The organism is Streptomyces sp. SID13726 (assembly GCF_010548375.1).
Classification (GTDB): Bacteria; Actinomycetota; Actinomycetes; order Streptomycetales; family Streptomycetaceae; genus Streptomyces.
This window is the reverse complement of sequence record NZ_JAAGLY010000001.1, coordinates 575,701-592,448: the sequence shown is the minus strand read 5'-3', so window position 1 is coordinate 592,448 and position 16,748 is coordinate 575,701. Positions and strand designations below refer to the sequence as shown.

Below are 16,748 nucleotides of genomic sequence, written 5' to 3'. Positions count from 1 at the left end.
GCGGAGCGGACAGGGGCGGTCGGGGTGGGGTCCTTCGGTTAGCGTCGGGGTATGACCCGCGACATCCCGGAAGTTCCCGACGTCCCTTCCCGCTCCTTCGCCGAGGCCCTGGCTGCCGGGCCGGTCGTGCTCGACGGGGGGATGTCCAATCAGCTGGAGTCCGCCGGGCACGACCTGAGTGACGAGCTGTGGTCGGCGCGGCTGCTCGCGGAGCGGCCCGAGGCGATCTCGGAGGCGCATCTGGCGTACTACGAGGCGGGCGCGGACGTGGCGATCACGTCCAGCTACCAGGCCACGTTCGAGGGGTTCGCCAAGCGCGGGATCGAGCGCGGCAGGGCGGCCGAACTGCTCGCCCTGAGCGTCGGGTTGGCGCGGGACGCGGCACGGCAGGCGGGCGCGAAGGGCGTGCGGCGACCGCTGTACGTGGCCGCCTCCGTCGGGCCGTACGGCGCGATGCTCGCGGACGGGTCCGAGTACCGGGGGCGCTACGGGCTGAGCGTGGCCGAACTTGAGGCCTTCCACCGGCCGCGCGTCGAGGTGCTGGCCGGGGCGGGCCCCGACGTCCTGGCGCTGGAGACCGTCCCGGACAGCGACGAGGCAAAGGCGCTGCTACGGGCGGTCCGCGGGCTCGGTGTGCCCGCCTGGCTGTCCTACTCCGTCGCCGGTGACCGCACCCGCGCCGGCCAGCCGCTGGAGGATGCCTTCGCGCTCGCCGCCGAGGCGGACGAGATCGTCGCGGTCGGCGTCAATTGCTGCGCCCCCGAGGACGTGGACGGTGCGATCGAGGTCGCCGCACGGGTCACCGGCAAGCCGGTCGTGGTCTACCCGAACAGCGGGGAGACCTGGAACGCCGGCACCCGCGCGTGGGAGGGCAGTTCGTCCTTCGCCGCGGAGGAGGTCCGTGGCTGGGAGGCGGGCGGGGCACGGCTGATCGGGGGGTGCTGCCGGGTGGGGCCGGAGGCGATCTCGGGGATCGCGGGGGCGCTGCGCTAGCGGGGTGGGGTGGGCCGGGGAGACGGTGGGGATCGGTGTAGGCCCCCCGTCTCCCCGTCCTCGCTCCCCTCAGTCCGTATCAGCCGCCGCCTCCGCCAGAATGCGGGCCAGCGCAACCGGCTCCGTGACCATCGGCCAGTGGCCCGAGTCGATGTCGACGAAGTCGACGCGCTTGGCGCGGGCCAGTTCCGGTACGTCACCCGCGGCGATCCACTCGCGGGCCTGCGCGGGCGTGAACTCCGGGCAGACGACCACGACGGGGACGTCGAACCGCCGGTCGTCCGTCAGCCGAACCACGCCCTTGGCCACGCCTTCCGGCACGGGAATCGCGGCGGCCGCCAGCTCACGCCTGGCCGTGTCGTCGAGATCGGCGGTGTCCGGGCCCTCGAACGGGTCCCAGCCCGGGAAGGGCATGCCCCCGTCCCTGACCTCGAAGAAGTCGGCGTACGGCTGACCGTGGGAGGTCGGGCAGCCGCCGATGAGGGCGACCTTGGCCACCCGTTCCGGCCGTCGGTCGGCGGCCAGCCAGGCCAGTGCGCAGGCAGCGGAGTGCCCCGCCACCATGACCCTGCCGGGCGCCGCGTCCACGGCGGCGAGCACCGCCGCGACCTGGTCGTCGAGCGTGGCGGACTCGGCGCCGTCCCCCTGGCCCGGGAGGGTGAGCGGCACCGGGCGGTGGCCGAGCGCCTCCAGTTCGTAGGCGACCGGGCCCCACACGGTTCCGTTCAGCCACAGGCCGCCGATGAGCAGGATGTCCATGATCAGTTCCCCTTCGTCCGCGTCAGGGAAGCCACCGTAGGAGGAGATCCGGACAATCCACTGCCGGTTCCGCCGATGACCGGACTAACCTGCCTCCCGTGCCGAACGACCTCAGCCCCACCGCGCGAGCCCTGCGCACCCTGGAGATCATCCAGACGCGCCCCGGTACGACGGCGGACGAACTCGCCGCCCGGCTGGGTGTCACGGAGCGGGCCGCGCGCCGGTACGTCGGGATCCTCCGGGAGGCCGGCATCCCCGTGGCGTCGGCCCGGGGGCCGCACGGCGGATACCGGTTGGGGCGCGGGACCCGGCTGCCCCCGGTGCACTTCACGCAGGCCGAGGCCCTCGGCCTGGTGACGGCCGTGCTCAGCGGCCGGCCGAGCGCGGCCGGCGGCGACGACCTGATCGGCACCGCCCTGGACAAGGTCGTCAAGGCGCTGCCGGAGAGCGTCGGCCGGCACGCGGCCCTGCTGCGGGAGTACGCCTCGGCCGCGCCGGACCCGTACGCGGTCCGCCCGGACCCGTCCGTCACCGGTGAACTGGTCGGTGCCGTCGCGGACAGGGAGCGCGTGTCGGTCACCTGTCGAGGTGAGACCGGTGACGAGTGGGAGGCGGAGGTGGACCCCTGGTCCCTGGTCGTCCGCCACGGCCGCTGGTACCTGCTGTGCCACTCCCACCGCTCGGACGCGATCCGCACCTACCGGGTCGACCGGGTCCGTGCCGTCCGGCGGACCGGGCACGGGTTCGAACCGCCCGAAGGACTCGACCCCGTGGCGGTGCTGGAGGAACACCTGGGCCTCGGCTGGGCGTTCGACACCCGCGTGGTCTTCGACCTGCCCCCGGCCGAGGTCGCCCCCTGGATCCGGCCGCCCATGGGACGGCTCGAACCCTCGGGCGAGGGCTGCGTGCTGGTCGGCAGCACCCGCAACCCCGCGATGTACGCGCAGGAATGGCTGGCCCGGCTGCCGTTCGCCTTCCGCGTCGAGGGCGGGGACGAGCTGCGTGCCGCGGTCGTGTCCCTCAGCGAGCGCTTCACCGCCGCCGTGGCCGACCGGACCTGACCGTCCGACCCCTTAACCGTGCGCCGCTCCCCCTGCTAGCCTCCGTTCAGGAACCGGTTTCCATCCGTGTTGCCGCAGTTCCCGGGGGTGCGCATGACGAGAAAGAGCGAGGACGCCGGCCGGAGCACGATCCGGGACGTGGCGGCGCGGGCCGGGGTGTCCGCCTCGACCGTGTCCCGGGTGCTCGGCGGGGTGTATTCGGTGAGCGCGGCGACCCGCACGCGCGTGATGCGGGCCGTACGGGAGATGGACTACGTCGCCGACGCGCGGGCCAAGGCCATCGCGGGCGTCGGCACACCCACGCTGGCGTTCGTGCTGGAGGACATCACCGGGCCCTCGTTCGCCCTGATGGCACACGGTGTGGAGCGCGAGGCGACCCGGCTCGGGCATCTGTGTCTGGTGTGCAGCACGGAGGGCGACGTCGAGCACGAACTGGAGTTCGTGGAGATGATGCGGGCCCAGCGCGCCGCCGCCGTGATCCTGGTGGGCGGCGCCGCCGACACCGTCGAGTACCGCGAGCGCACCCGCCGGATGGCCGACTCGCTGGCCTCGGCGGGCTCCCGGCTGGTGCTGTGCGGCCGGCCGCCGCTCGGGCCCGGGGCGCCCGTCACGGTCATCGAGTACGACAACGAGGGCGGCGCGTACGCGCTGGTCGCCCACGTCCTGTCGCAGGGGCACCGGCGTGTCCTGTTCCTCGGCGGCAGGGCCGACCACACCACCGCGCAGGGCCGTGAGCGCGGCTATCTCGCCGCCCATCGCGGCCGTGGCCTGGAGCCCGACCCCGCGCTGCTCCTGAACGGCGACTTCACCCGCGACTCCGGGCACCGGCTGATGCGCCGGGCCCTCAAGGACGGCCTGGACTTCACGGCCGTGGTCGCCGCGACGGACATGGTCGCGGCGGGCGCCCTGACCGCGCTCCACGAGGCCGGCCTGGACGTGCCCGGGGACGTCTCGCTGGCCGGGTACGACGACATCCCGTTCGCCCGCGACCTCCACCCGGCCCTGACGACCGTCCACGTCCCCTACGAGGAACTGGGCCGCCTCGCCGTACGCACCGCGCTGGGCCGTACGGCGGAGGACCCCGCCGAGCACCTCCTGCTGGGCACCCATGTGGTGGTCCGGGACTCGGTCAGGCCGACCGGCGGCTGAGACGGACGGCCCGGCCCGGCCGACGGTTCCGCCGTCAGTGCCGCCGGGCCAGCCCCGTGCGCCGCAGCCGTCGTACGACCGAGCGCAGTTCCGCCGTCCGCGCCGGCCAGCCCTCGGCCGGTTCGGAGACGGGGGCCGTCTCCGGGGTCGTCGTGTCGGCCGTCCACACCGCGAAATCGCCGTCCCGAGGGCCGGACACGACGTACGGGTCGCCCTTGCCGAAGATCTGCACCGGATGCCCGGCGTCCCAGGGGCGCCAGCCGGGGTCGCCGTCGACGGCGAAGCGCACCCACGCCCCGTGCATGGCCTCCGCGAGTTCGGTCGGGGCGCCCTCGCCGGCGAGCTTGGCCGACTCGGGGGTCTCTCCGGTGTCGAAGACGAAGCCCAGTTCGAGGGCGTGGCAGGCGCCGAGGTCCGGGAGGTTGGAGGGCCAGGCGAACTCGTAGACGTATGACGTGCCCGGTCGGGCCTCGGCCAGGCGGTGCAGCGGGATGCGCAGCAGGTGGTCGGTGACCATCTGGCCGACGATCTCGGCGGTGCCGGCCTCGGGGTGCAGCGCGCGGTAGCCGCGGACCACCTCGGAGCCGCAGTGGCAGCGGGCCATCGCCCCGGCGAGGGCGACAGGACCGAGCCGGTCGACGCGCTCCAGGAGGCCGCCGGGGACGAGCCAGAGACGGTACTCGTCGCTGGTCCAGCCCAGCATGAGGTCGACGTCCTTCGCCGCGTCCCCGTCGATCAGGGCCTCCAGCGGGTCGCGGGGCACGACATCGCCGTCGACCACGATCCCGAAGGCCGGGCCGCCGAGGACCGGGCTGCTCAGCCGGCCCACCTCGGCCTGGGCGCGCAGCAGCAGCTCGGGGTCGACCTCGGCGAAGGCCGCCGCGGTGGCCGGGACCTTCAGCCGGGTGGCCATCCTGCGCACCATGCGCCGTACCTTGTCGCGGTCGCTCGCCTCGGGCGGCCCGCTCTGCAGGACCGCGCGCCGGAACAGCCCCTGGGCCTGCGGGGCGGCGAGCAGCGCGCCGATGCTGATCGCGCCGGCCGACTGCCCGGCGAGCGTGATCCGGTCCGGGTCGCCGCCGAACGCCCCGATCGACGCATGGACCCAGTGCAGGGCGGCGAGCTGGTCGCGCAGTCCCGGGTTGGCCGGGGCGTCCGGGAAGAGGCCGTAACCCTCCACGCCCAGGCGGTAGTTGACGGAGACGAACACGACGCCGTCGCGCGCGAAGGCGTGTCCGTCGTACACGGGCACCGCCGAGGAGCCCCGGGTCAGGGCGCCGCCGTGCAGCCACACCAGGACCGGGAGCCGGGCGCCCGGGTCCGGTGTCCAGACGTTGAGATTGAGGCAGTCGTCGCCGGGGACGACCGGGTCGGACAGGTACTGGGCGAAGGCTTCGGAGTACGGTGGTTTCGGCGCCGTCGGCCCGAAGGCGACCGCGTCGCGCACGCCGTCCCAGGGCTCGGGCGGCTCGGGTGGCCGGAAGCGGCGGGGGCCGCGGGGCGGGGCGGCGTACGGGATGCCCCGGAACACCGCGATGCCTTTCTCGTACCGACCCCGCACACTCCCGTACGGCGTGCCGACCACGGGGTCCGTCCGGACTGCTGTCATACGACCACCAGCCTTCTCACCGCGCTACTGCACCGTGAACAACAGAGCACCACAGATCGGCGCGGTATTCCGGTGCAGAGCGCGATTCGACGGCTACTTGGCGTACATCAGGGTGCCGAAGCCCAGCTGGTCGAAGCCGCCGCTGGTGGTGCCGTAGTCGCCGCCGCCTCCCTCGGGGGCGACGAGGTCGTAGTACATCTGCGAGATGTACTTGTCGTCGAGGCCCAGGCGCCGGTTGTAGTGGAAGTGGAGCATCGCCCAGACCGGGCGGACCTGGCCCCGGGAGTCGGCGGAGACCACGGTCTGGGAGGAGGCGGCGCAGTTCTGGCCCGTGCCCCAGTTGTAGGTGGTGAAGGGGACGTCCTGGCCGAGGTTGTACTTGGCGACGTACTGGGCGGCCTTCATGAAGCGGCGGCTGTCGTAGGAGTAGAGGTCGTCGCCCTGGTTCCAGGCCATCTCGCAGATGGCGCCCATCTGGCCCATGCCCATGACGGTGTGGCCCTGGTCGCGGCCGGACTCCTGCCACTGGCCGAGCGCGTAGCCGGCGGAGTCGGTGTAGAGGTAGGGCACCGCGTGGGCGATGGAGCCGTTGCCCGCGCCGGACTTGAAGTAGGTGACGGCCTGGTCGTACTTGGCGGAGTCCTCGTTGAGGATGCCGATGGCGAGCACCGAGGCCATGTTGCACAGGTCCCAGTTGGCCCAGTAGTTGGTGATGCAGGCGTCGTTGTGGTTGGTCAGGAAGCTGTTGTTGAGGGGGTAGAAGACGCTCGCCAGCATCTCCTGGGCGGCGGCCAGGTCGAAGGCGTCGTAGTCCCGCATGAGTTCGCAGGCGTTGGCGAACTCCCAGCCGTAGATGCCGGCCGCGAGGAAGCGGTCCGCGTTGCCGGTGACCGAAGTCAGTGTCCTGGACCAGGCGTTGAGGATGTTGGCCGCGCAGACGGCGTTGGCCTCGGTGCCGCCGACCTTCCAGCGCAGGGCGTTCTGGTAGGCGGCGGCGATGTCGTTGTAGAGCAGCCCGTAGTTCTCACCGGTGCCGCCGCCGCGGACGATGGTGGCGGTGGCGCGGTTGGTCCAGGTGGACGCGGAGTGGGAGTTGGCGACCAGCTTGTTCCAGCCGGAGAGCCAGGGGTCGGTCCCGGCGGCGACCCGGACCTTGGCCCGGTTGATGTCACCCGCGTTGTGCAGCATGCCGGGGTGGGTCCAGGTCGAGGGTGCCGCGTCCGCCGTGCCGGCGGCGAAGGCGCCGCTTCCCAGGGCGAACGCGGCACCGAGTCCGCCGGCGGTCCTCAGGAGACCGCGGCGGCTCAACTCGGGCCGCTGGAGGTGCTGGTGGGGGGATGTGCGGCTCATTTCGGTGCATCTCCATTCCGTGGGGGGAATCAGTTCTCGGTGATGCTCACCTCGTCGAAGGTCGAGGTGACGAGGGCGAGGGGGCTGCGGGAGCAGGCCACCAGACCCACGTGGTAGGGGGCGTCGCCGAAGCCGGGGATCTCACCGGAGGCGAGGTCGGTCCAGGTGACGCCGTCGTCGGTGGAGACGGAGGCGGTGAAGACGGTCCCGGTGCGCTTCAGCCGCAGCAGTGCGGGGAGTTGGACGGTGCCGTTGCCGGTGAAGGCGGAGGCTCCGGCGACCGTCCTGCGCAGCATCAGCTGGGCGCTGTTGCCGCCGGTGACGATCGCTCCGGCCGCCTGGTCGAACGGTGACAGCGACTTCGCCATCAGCAGCCCGACGCGGTCGGCGGTGGCCCCGGTGCGGGAGGCGAGGCGGGCGGTGAGGGTGTGGTCGCCGGTGACGGGTCGCCGGAGGAACTGCCCTGTCATGCCCTGGTTGTTGACGCTCAGGTCGACGCCCGCGCCCCGCACCGTGAAGGTCCCGTCCCGGTGGGCGGTGCTGCCGGGGGTGAGGATCGCGGCCACGCCCAGGGTGCCGTAGGCGCGGTCGTCGAGGACCACGTCACCGAGGTCGCCGTGGGTCCAGGGGGCGGGCGGGGGCGATCCGACGGTGAGGGCGAGGGTTCCCGAGGTCTCCCCCGCCGCGTTGCCCGCGGTGGTGGTGACGGTGAACTCGCCGCTCTCGCGGGGCGTTCCGTGGATCAGGCCGGTGCGCTTGTCGACGCGCAGGCCGTCGGGGAGGCCGGTGGCGGTGAAGCGGACGGGTTCGTGGGTGGCGCGCAGGAGGTGCCGGAAGTCCTCTCCCTTGTTCGTGAACGCCTGCGCCGCCGAGGTGAGTTGGGGGGTGGACGGCGTGGGCATCGTGGCGGTGGCCGGCTCCGAGAGCGGGCCCCGTCCGGCCGCGTTCGTCTTCGCGACGGCGTAGTGGTACGTCGTCCCGGGGGTGCCGGTGGCGTCGCGGTACCGGATGCGGGTGCCGGACCCGACCGGGCCCACGCCGGTGGCGAGGGTGGCGTAGGGGCCGCGGGTGTCCTTGGCGCGCAGCACCTTGTAGCGGGCGGAGAGGTCGGGGTCGGTCCAGGCCAGCTCGACGGCGTCCGGACCGGCGCTCGCCCTCAAGTCGCCTGCCGTGCGGGCGGGTTCGGGCACCGACCACACCTCGCCGCCATGGGCGGAGGTGACGGTGACGTTGTCGAAGGCCCCGGTGCCGGTCTCGGCGTACTCGGCGTCGACGCCGAGGCAGGAGGTGAGCAGCAGGCCCGCGTAGGCGGTGCGGCCCAACGCGACCTCGGTGGAGCCGACTTCGGTCCAGCGGATGCCGTCGGGGGAGATCGCCCCGGTGCAGCGGCGGCCCCTGCGGGTGACGCGGACCCAGTAGGGCATGCGCAGCCGGTAGCCGTCGCCCGCGGCCTCGACGTACGGGGCCTGGAGCGGGGTCGCCGATGCGGGCAGGGCGCCGAGGCCGGAGATCGGGAAGGCGGCGCTCGTGGTGATCGCCGCCTGCTGGGTGGGCGGGACGGGTGTGCTGCCGGTCGCGGAGACCGGGGCCCCCGCGGTCGGCCGGACGGTCCAGACGCCGCTCCAGGTGTGCAGCGGCAGCCCCTGGATCACCATGGCGGCGTGCGCCGCGTCCGGGTCGAGGGAGTCCCGCAGGCTCACCCCGATTTTGGAGTACTGCGAGCTCAGCGGCCATACGATCCGTGCGGTGACACTGCCGTCGCCGCGCAGCGGCAGATGCGCCAGCCGGTGGGTGTCGGCGGTGCCGGAGGCCTCCAGCACGAACCGCTCCCCGTCGAACACCGCCGAGCCGGGAATCCGCACGTCCCCGATGTCCCGGGTCGACCAGGGCTCGGGCAGACCGGCGGTGGCGCTCGCCGGGGCCGAATCTCCGCTGCGGCCCAGGGAGTTGGCGGCGGTGACAGTGTAGTGGTACGTCCGTCCCGCGCGCACCCGGCGGTCCGTGTACGTCGGCTCGCCGACGCCGGTGGCGATCTTCTCGTACGGTCCCTCGGGCCGCGTGGCGCGCAGGACGGTGTAACCGGTGGCCCAGGCCGAGGGGAGCCAGCTCACCCGGACGGCGCGCTCGGTGCCGACCGCCGTGACCCCGCCCGGTGCGGTCGGCGCGGTGGCCCCGGGTGCCGTGGCGCCCGCGTAGGCGAAGGTGCCCCAGCTGGGCAGGTCGTCGTTGCTGCCCTCGATCAGGCGGGCCCCGCCGGTGCCGCGGAAGACCGCGGCCTCGGTGTACGGGGTGTCGAGGGCGCGCACCCCGGCGTAGTGGGCGTAGGCCATCTCGTAGATCGGGGGCAGGGTGCCGCGGCCGGTCGCGGAGACGGTCGTCTTGATGTACTTGCCGGTGCGGTCGAGGTCGGGCGTGAAGGGGACGTCGCCCCCGAGGTTGTAGCGGGCCGCGTACTCGAAGTTGGCCAGGACGCGGTTGCTGTCGTGGCCCCACAGGTCGACGCCCTGGTTCCAGGCGACCTGCGCGATGTCCCCGGTCAGCCCGACCGCGAGCTGCTCGTGGCCCTGGTCGCGGCCGGCCTCCTGGCCCTGGCCGGCGTCGGTGACGATCCGGTGGGCGATCGAGCCGTTGCCCGCGCCGGCCGCAGCGAAGCGCAGGGCGTCCTCGAAGAGGGTGGGCTCCTCGCAGAACACCCCTATGGCCAGGATGGTCTGAAGGGCCGTCAGATCCCAGTTGCCGTTGGCGTAGAGCATGTAGCCGGAGACCGCGGGATACCAGACGTCCAGGAAGGACCGCTCGCAGCGGGCGATGTCGGCGGCCGTCCAGCCGTCGTAGCCGGTGTGGCGGAGCAGTTCGGCCGCGTTGACGAACTTGAAGGCCTGGAGGCCCGCGCCGAGCGGACCGTCGGCGCCCGTCACCGTGGTCAGGGAAGCGGACCAGGCGTTGAGGAGGTCGCGGGCCTTGTCGGCGTTGGCGCGTTCACCGGTGACGGCCCACATCAGGGCGTTCTGGTAGGCGGCGGCCGAGTCGGCGACGGCCTGGTTCATGAAGTTGGTGGGACCGCGGCCCCAGGAGGTGATCTGCCCGGTGTTCTGGATCGCGTACGTCGACTTCGAGCGCGCGTGGGCCGCGAACGCCAAGTAGCCGTCGTACACCGGGGATTGCTTCGCTGCGACCGCGGCCTTCATACGGGCCAGGTCGGCGGCGCTGTGCAGGAGGCCGGGGTGGGTGAAGGCCCTGGTGCTCTCGCGGTCGGCGGCCCGGGCCGGGCCGGGTGCGAGCAGACCGCTCGCACCCGCCACCAGGAGCAGGGCCGCCGTGCCGCCGAGGAAACCCCGGCGGTTCGGGGCGAGTTCGGATCTCGTGGGGCTGGTGCTCATGACGCGGCGGCCGCCTCGGCCTCGGCGGTGGTGAGGAACTTGAGGTTGATGACGTGCTCGTTGGAGAACCACTGGATCGTGTCCGTGGTGTAGTACCAGCTCGGCTTCTTCATCGAGTCGGCGACCACGAGTCCGTTGATCACCAGGTTCTCGAAGGTGACGTCCTTGATGGCGTGGTCGGCGTCGTAGCCGAGGAACAGCGAGGGCTCGGCGTGGGTGCCCGTGTAGCTGAGGTTCTTGACGTAGACGTTCTGGATGCCGCGGCCGACCGAGGTGTTGTACTTCGTGTTGTACATGACCTTCATGTAGATGACCTGGCCCCAGCGGAAGTCCTCGATCCTGATGTCCTCGATGCGGACGTTCTTGATCAGGTTGGAGTCGCCGGGGTTGAGGGCGATGCAGCCCTGGTAGTTCATCTGCGGTTCGCGGTGGTCGAGGATGTCGATGTTCTTGAAGCGGAGGTTCTTCAGGACCTCCGGGTTGTCGGTGTTGCCGTGCGTGCCCACGTTGATGGGGTGGGCGACGTCCGCCCAGAGCGTGGAGTTGCGGACGGTGACGTTGCTGGTGTCGCCGTAGTAGTCCCAGCGGTGGGTGTAGATGGCGATGCAGTCGTCGGAGTTGCGCATGAACACTCCGTCGATGACGACGTTGCTGGAGCAGAAGACGTCGATGCCGTCGCCCCAGCCCTTGGAGCTGAAGGAGCCGAGGCCCTTGATGGTGACGCCGGTGGCCTCGCCCAACTGGACCGCGTAGCCGTTGGGGTTGAGCACGGTGACCGCGCCGATGGAGATGTTCCGCGAGTTCTCCACCAGGGCGCCGCCGCCCGCGGTCCCGGCGAGCACACCGCGGCCGTCGATGCCGGCGTGCTCCACGTTCCGGAAGATCACGGTCGCCTTGAGGACGGCGCCACCGTCGAGGTAGACGGTCTTGCCGGAGGGGACGAGCAGCGTGCCGTCGGCGGTGGTGTGGACACCGGGGCCGTAGTAGAGGACGTTCGGGTCGTCCTGCGCGGGCTTCTTGCCGATCGCGCGGGCGAACAGGTGGAGGCAGTCGAAGATGTCGTCGTTGATCTGGACGACGACGTTGCGCGGCCGGTCGAGCGTGAACACCAGGGTGTCGCCGCCGACTTCGGGCGTGATGCCGTACGAGTCCGGTCTCACCCTGACCTTGGTGGTGCCGCCCTTGAGGTAGGTGACCTCGACCTCGACGGAGCCCCGGAAGTCGAAGTAGGCCAGCGAGGAGTTGTAGATCTTGCTGGAGCCGGTGATGGGATTGATCTCGCCCAGCTGGGGCCGCCAGATGTCCAGGGTCTGCCACTCGCCGTCAGGCGCGGTACGGACCCGCACCCGGAAGCTGGTGTTGGTCGGCATCTCGGCGGGGCGGGGGTAGGTCACCAGCTTCGGGGCGGCAGCGGCGGCGGTGTCGGCCCGTGCTGCCGTGGCCGTCAGGTTGGTCAGACCGGCGGCGAGCGCGGTGGCACCGGCCGCCTGGAGGGCCGTACGGCGGGACAGGGGCGAGTTCATGCGGGACTCCTTGCGAACGGACGGGAGGGGTCGGCCACTTGAGACCTTGCGAACGGACGGGAAACGTCGGCTGCTTGAGACCTGGCGAACAGATGGGAAACGGCGGCCACTTGAGACCGGCCGGACGGGCGGGAAAGATCGGCTATTTGAGACCGGTCGTCGACATGCCGGCGACGAAGCCGCGCTGGGCGACCAGGAAGATCAGCAGGATCGGGACGACGTACATCACCGAGGCGGCGGCCTGGAGGTTGGTGACCGGGGTGCCGGCCGAGGTGACGTAGGTGGACATGACGGCGACCGCGAGCGTGGTGCGATCCGTGGAGAGCAGGAGCTGCGGGGCGATGTAGTCGCCCCAGCTCCAGGTGAAGGCGATCACGAAGCTCGCGGAGAGGACCGGCCAGGACTGCGGGAGGAAGATCCGCCAGAAGATCGCGGAGTATCCGCAGCCGTCGACGATCGCCGCCTCCTCCAGCTCGCGAGGCAGCCCCGCGAAGAACTGCCGGAAGAGGAAGACCAGATAGGGGGCGGAGGACAGGCCCCACAGCACCCACGGCCAGTAGGTGTCGACCATGCCGAGCTTGGCGAAGATCAGGTAGGTCGGCAGCAGGGTGATCATCTGCGGGAGCATCATCGAGCCGAGCAGGATGCCGAACAGGGTCTTCTTTCCCGGGGCTTCGAGGCGGGCGAAGCCGAAGCCGACCCAGGCGGAGCTGAGGGTCACAAGGGTGGCGTAGATCAGCGCGATGATCAGGGAGTTGCGGGCGTAGCCGAGGAAGTCGATGAGATGGAAGGCGTCGGCGAAGTTGTGCCACTGGACGTGTTCCGGCAGCCAGTGCACCGGCGAGGCCGCCAGCTCGGCCGGGGTCTTGAGGCCGGAGATGACGAGCCAGCCGAAGGGGCCGAGGAACAGTCCGGTGATCGCGACGAGGACCGTGTAGAGGACGAGCCGGTTGACGCGTATCCGGGGCGTCGGCTGGGGAGTCGGCTCCACCGGGGCGGGGCTCGTCGTCGCCGGGCCGGCGGTGGCAGTGCTGGTGACGGTCACTTCTTCGCCTCCGGTTCGACGTTGTAGAACACCACTCCGGACGTGGCCTTGAAGATCAGTCCGGTCGCGACGAGGATCAGGACGAAGAGCACCCACAGCAGTGCGGAGGCGTAGCCGTAACGGCCGAACGCGAAGTACTCCGCGAACACGTGCATCATGTAGAGGTAGTTGGACTGCGGGAGCGCGGTGATGCCGGCCGGGGTCGGGTCAGGGGCCAGCAGCAGCGGCATGATGGTCTGCACCGAGGCGATGACCCCGGTCACCGTCTGGAAGAGCAGCACCGGCGACAGCAGCGGCACCGTGATGCTGCGGAAGCTGCGCCAGGCGCTCGCCCCGTCGATCCGGGCCGCTTCGAGGAGTTCGCGGGGGATGTCCTGGAGCCCCGCCAGCGAGATGATCATGATGTTTCCGGCCGTCCACAACACCGTCATGATCAGTACGTAGCGGGCGTAGGGGTCGGCGAGCCAGCCGAGGGCATCGATGCCGAAGACGTTCAACACCCCGTTCGCGGCACCGGAGTTCTGGTCGAAGAGCTGTTTGAACGCGATGCCCGCGCCCACCGGAGGCACCACCGCCGGCAGATAGAGCAGGGTGCGGAACATCCCGCGTGCCTTGAGCGGCCGGTTGACCAGGACGGCGAGCCCGAGCCCGGCGACGATCGACAACGGTACCGAGATGATCGCGAACAGACCCGTGCGGCCCAGCGACTGCCAGGTCTGCGCGTCGGAGAACAGCTCCCGGTAGTTGCCGAACCCGACGTAGTGCCAGTGGGGCGAGATACCGTCGAAGGTGGTGAAGCTCAGCCACAGCGCGTACGCCATCGGCGCCACCGTCAGCAGCGCGAAGCCGATGATCCAGGGCGAGGCGAACATGTAGAACGCCCGGTGCCTGCGGGTGGCGATGGAGGCGTGCGGCCGGGATCGCGCCCGGTCCGCCGAAGGGGCGGAACCGCGCCGGTCCGCGACCGGGGGCATCTGACCGACCGTCATCCCACCTGCTCCTTACCGCGCTTGAGCTGCTCGTTCATGGCCGAGTTCAGACGCCGCGCGAGGGTGTCGACGGACATGTCGCCGTTCATGGCGGCCGGGGCGATCTGGTTGAAGAGCGCGAGGAGCGAGTCCGCGGTGGCGTACGGCGTGAAGGCGATCACCGAGTAGTGCTTCAGCTCGGCCTCCTGCACCCGCAACACCCGCTTCTGGTACTCCTCCTGAGCGGGCATCAGGGGACGCAGCGACTTCAGGGTCGGGATGCCCCAGCCGCCGGAGGCACGCGCCTTGGCCGGGGCCTCGCCGAAGAACCACTCGAAGACCCGCCAGGCGGCGTCCTTGTGGTGCGACTTGCTCGGGATCCAGAAGCCGGTGCCGGCCTGGCAGGGGCTGATGCGGGCGCCGCCCTCGAAGACGGGCGCGGGAGCCAGCCGGGACAGCGGCGCCAGCTTCTTGTCGGCGTTGATCAGACCGCCCAGCCAGTAGCCCGAGTTGGACATGGCCAGCCGGTTCGCCTGGAAGGTGGGCCCGTCCCAGGTGTTGGGGTCGGGCTGGATGATGCTCGGCCCGACCTTGGTCCGGCAGTAGTCGACGTACCAGCCGAGCGCCTTGCGGGCCTCGGGGGCGGTGAAGTCGACCCGCGCGTAGTCGTCGGTGAAGAGGTTCCCGCCGGCGGCCACGGTGAGGCTCGCCAGCAGATTGGGGGTGAGCACACCGTTGTAGCTGCCGCCGAAGACGGTCGTCTGGCCGTTGCTGCGCCGGGTCAGCTTCCCGGCCGTGTCCAGCCACTCCTCGTAGGTGACCGGGTCCAGCTCCGGCGGATAGTCCACGCCCGCCTCGTCGAACAGGCCGGTGTTGTACCAGAACATGGAATCCTGCGAGAAGTCCTTCGCCATGCCGTAGCGCGGGCCCTTGCCCTGGACGTGGCCGTCGTAGCGCCACAGGTCGTTGACCGGGTCCAGGTCGTCGGCCCTGAGGACGCTGCTCCTCGCGAAGTACGGGTCCAGGTCCTCCATCACCCCGCGAGCCGCGTAGTACGGGGCGTCCGTGGCGCCGACACCGCGCACCAGGTCGGGCGGGTTGCCGTTGGTCATCATCGCGATCAGCTTGCTGGTGCTGTACAGCACCGTGTTGATCTTGACGCCGATCTCCTTCTGGGCCTGCTTGATCAGGTCCACGGAGAGATCGTCGGCCTTGGCCATCACCGTGACGGTCTCGCCGGAGCCGCTGACGGCGCCCGACACCCGCATCGCGCAGCCGCTCAGCGTCGCCGCCCCCGCCGCGGCACCGCCGACGGAGAGGGAGAGAAAACGGCGGCGGCTCAGCGCGGCACCGGCATGTGGGCGCACTACGCACCACCTCCTGCTCTGTCCGTTCAGGGAACGCGGCGACCGTTTGACAACCGGTTGCCGCGTTGGGGCAGAGCTTCCGCCCTGGCTGGAAACGGCGTCAAGAGGCTCGACGACTTTTCGAAAAGACTGTGTAACCTCGCCGTCATCGGCGCAGGACGGAAACCGGTTGTCAGAACAGCCGGTTCACCGATTGACCACCCCTCGACGCCAGACCTACGGTAGATCTGCCGTAGAAGACGTTTTCAGAAACTGTTTCCACCCAGTGTGTCAGGAGTGACATGCCCAGCCCTCAGCCACCCAGGGCCGTGTTCGCGATGGATCCCGTACACCTCCCCCTGCTCTTCCCCCCACCCCTGATGACCCGGCTGAGCAAGACGGCCGACCTCGACCCGGGCCTCGTCGTCCAGGACTTCGCCGACCCCACCGCGGCCGGCGCCCTGGCCGAGGCCGAACTGCTGATCACCGGCTGGGGCTGCCCCCGCCTCGACACCGACGCCCTCACCGCGGCACCCCGGCTGCACACCGTCCTGCACGCCGCGGGCTCCGTCCGCGCCCTGGTCGGCGACGCCCTCTGGGACCGCGGGATCGCCGTCTCCAGCGCCGTCACCGGCAACGCCCTGCCGGTCGCGGAGTACACCCTCGCTATGATCCTGCTGTCCGGGAAGGACGCCTTCGACCACCGGGAACGCTTCCGCGTCAGCCACGCGTACCCGGGCCCGGCGGAAACCGCGGCCACCGGCAACGTGGGCCGGCGGATCGGGGTCATCGGAGCCTCCCGGGTGGGGCGCCGGCTGCTGGAGCTGCTACGGCCCTTCGACTTCACCGTGCTGCTGCACGACCCGTACGTCAGCACCGCCGAGGCGACCGCGCTCGGCGCCGAACTCCTCTCACTGGAAGACCTGTTGAGGCACAGCGACATCGTCTCGCTGCACGCGCCCGACATCCCCGAGACCTACCGGATGCTCGACGCCGACCGGCTCGGACTCATCCGCGACGGAGGCGTCCTCATCAACACCTCCCGGGGCGCGCTCGTCGACCCCGACGCGCTCACCGACGAACTGGTCTCCGGGCGGCTGCACGCGGTCCTCGACGTGACGGAACCCGAACCGCTGCCCGCGGGGTCGCCGTTGTACCGGCTGCCGAACGTGTTCCTCACGCCTCATATCGCGGGGTCGTTGGGGAACGAGCTGGAGCGGCTGGGGCGGATCGTGGTGGATGAGGTGGAGCGGGTTGCCGGGGGGCGGGGGTTGGTTCATGAGGTTCGGGTGGGGGATATGGGGCGGGTGGCTTGAGGGGGTTGGGGGTTGTCCTTCGGTGAGACAAGTGAGGCTTGGGGGCTGTGGGGACCTGGGCATATCACCTGGTCCCGGGTCACTTCACATACCCGTACCACCTTGGTTCGGTCGCCTTCGGGGGCGCCTTAGTCGGTGTCCGGGGTCTCGGCCTTGTTGGTGGGCACTTGCCGTTCGTCTGGGGCTACGACGTGGGAGTCGTGCCGGAGTAACAATGGGATACGGTTTCCGGAACCCGGGGTCCTGGGG

12 protein-coding genes are annotated in these 16,748 nt (G+C 71.1%); 4 read left to right on the top strand and 8 right to left on the bottom strand.

Translation table 11 applies throughout. The annotated features are described in order from the left end of the window. Positions 1-51 precede the first annotated feature (51 nt). Positions 52-993 (top strand): homocysteine S-methyltransferase, encoded by a 942-nt coding sequence (gene mmuM / locus G3I78_RS02455; protein WP_164421037.1) that lies wholly within the window; start codon positions 52-54, stop codon positions 991-993. Between the two features lie 69 nt (positions 994-1,062). On the opposite strand, the gene G3I78_RS02450 is transcribed toward mmuM, so the two are convergent. After that, positions 1,063-1,752: an alpha/beta hydrolase gene (locus G3I78_RS02450; protein WP_164421036.1), complete on the bottom strand. Its 690-nt coding sequence runs from the start codon at positions 1,750-1,752 to the stop codon at positions 1,063-1,065. A 98-nt stretch (positions 1,753-1,850) separates the two neighbouring features. Between G3I78_RS02450 and G3I78_RS02445 the strand changes: the two genes are divergently transcribed. Then, positions 1,851-2,813 carry a WYL domain-containing protein gene (locus tag G3I78_RS02445; RefSeq protein ID WP_164421035.1) on the top strand — a complete coding sequence of 321 codons (963 nt, stop codon included), beginning with the start codon at positions 1,851-1,853 and terminating at the stop codon, positions 2,811-2,813. A 93-nt stretch (positions 2,814-2,906) separates the two neighbouring features. Beyond that, on the top strand, positions 2,907-3,962 hold the full coding sequence (locus G3I78_RS02440; RefSeq protein WP_164421034.1) for a LacI family DNA-binding transcriptional regulator: 1,056 nt from the start codon (positions 2,907-2,909) through the stop codon (positions 3,960-3,962). A gap of 34 nt (positions 3,963-3,996) precedes the next feature. Here the strand turns inward: G3I78_RS02440 and G3I78_RS02435 are convergent, their stop codons facing one another. The 7 genes from G3I78_RS02435 to G3I78_RS02405 form a co-directional block, all read right to left on the bottom strand. After that, positions 3,997-5,571, bottom strand: coding sequence for a carboxylesterase family protein (locus G3I78_RS02435; protein ID WP_164421033.1), 1,575 nt, complete (start codon positions 5,569-5,571; stop codon positions 3,997-3,999). Positions 5,572-5,664: 93 nt separating this feature from the next. Beyond that, a complete protein-coding gene (locus tag G3I78_RS02430; RefSeq protein ID WP_164421032.1) occupies positions 5,665-6,921 on the bottom strand; it encodes an alginate lyase family protein in 1,257 nt (418 codons plus the stop codon). A 29-nt stretch (positions 6,922-6,950) separates the two neighbouring features. Then, positions 6,951-10,301 (bottom strand): alginate lyase family protein, encoded by a 3,351-nt coding sequence (locus G3I78_RS02425; RefSeq protein ID WP_164421031.1) that lies wholly within the window; start codon positions 10,299-10,301, stop codon positions 6,951-6,953. Then, on the bottom strand, positions 10,298-11,824 hold the full coding sequence (locus tag G3I78_RS02420; protein ID WP_164421030.1) for a glycosyl hydrolase family 28 protein: 1,527 nt from the start codon (positions 11,822-11,824) through the stop codon (positions 10,298-10,300). Before G3I78_RS02420 ends, G3I78_RS02425 begins: the two co-directional genes overlap by 4 nt. 142 nt (positions 11,825-11,966) lie before the next feature. Continuing rightward, on the bottom strand, positions 11,967-12,815 hold the full coding sequence (locus G3I78_RS02415; RefSeq protein WP_164421348.1) for a carbohydrate ABC transporter permease: 849 nt from the start codon (positions 12,813-12,815) through the stop codon (positions 11,967-11,969). Between the two features lie 50 nt (positions 12,816-12,865). Next, positions 12,866-13,858: a sugar ABC transporter permease gene (locus G3I78_RS02410; RefSeq protein ID WP_164421029.1), complete on the bottom strand. Its 993-nt coding sequence runs from the start codon at positions 13,856-13,858 to the stop codon at positions 12,866-12,868. Continuing rightward, positions 13,855-15,204 carry an extracellular solute-binding protein gene (locus tag G3I78_RS02405; RefSeq protein ID WP_164421028.1) on the bottom strand — a complete coding sequence of 450 codons (1,350 nt, stop codon included), beginning with the start codon at positions 15,202-15,204 and terminating at the stop codon, positions 13,855-13,857. Before G3I78_RS02405 ends, G3I78_RS02410 begins: the two co-directional genes overlap by 4 nt. A 281-nt stretch (positions 15,205-15,485) precedes the next feature. Here G3I78_RS02405 and G3I78_RS02400 point away from each other — a divergent pair, with 281 nt between their 5' ends. Then, positions 15,486-16,499, top strand: coding sequence for a hydroxyacid dehydrogenase (locus tag G3I78_RS02400; RefSeq protein ID WP_203614075.1), 1,014 nt, complete (start codon positions 15,486-15,488; stop codon positions 16,497-16,499). The last annotated feature ends 249 nt before the right edge of the window (positions 16,500-16,748 follow it).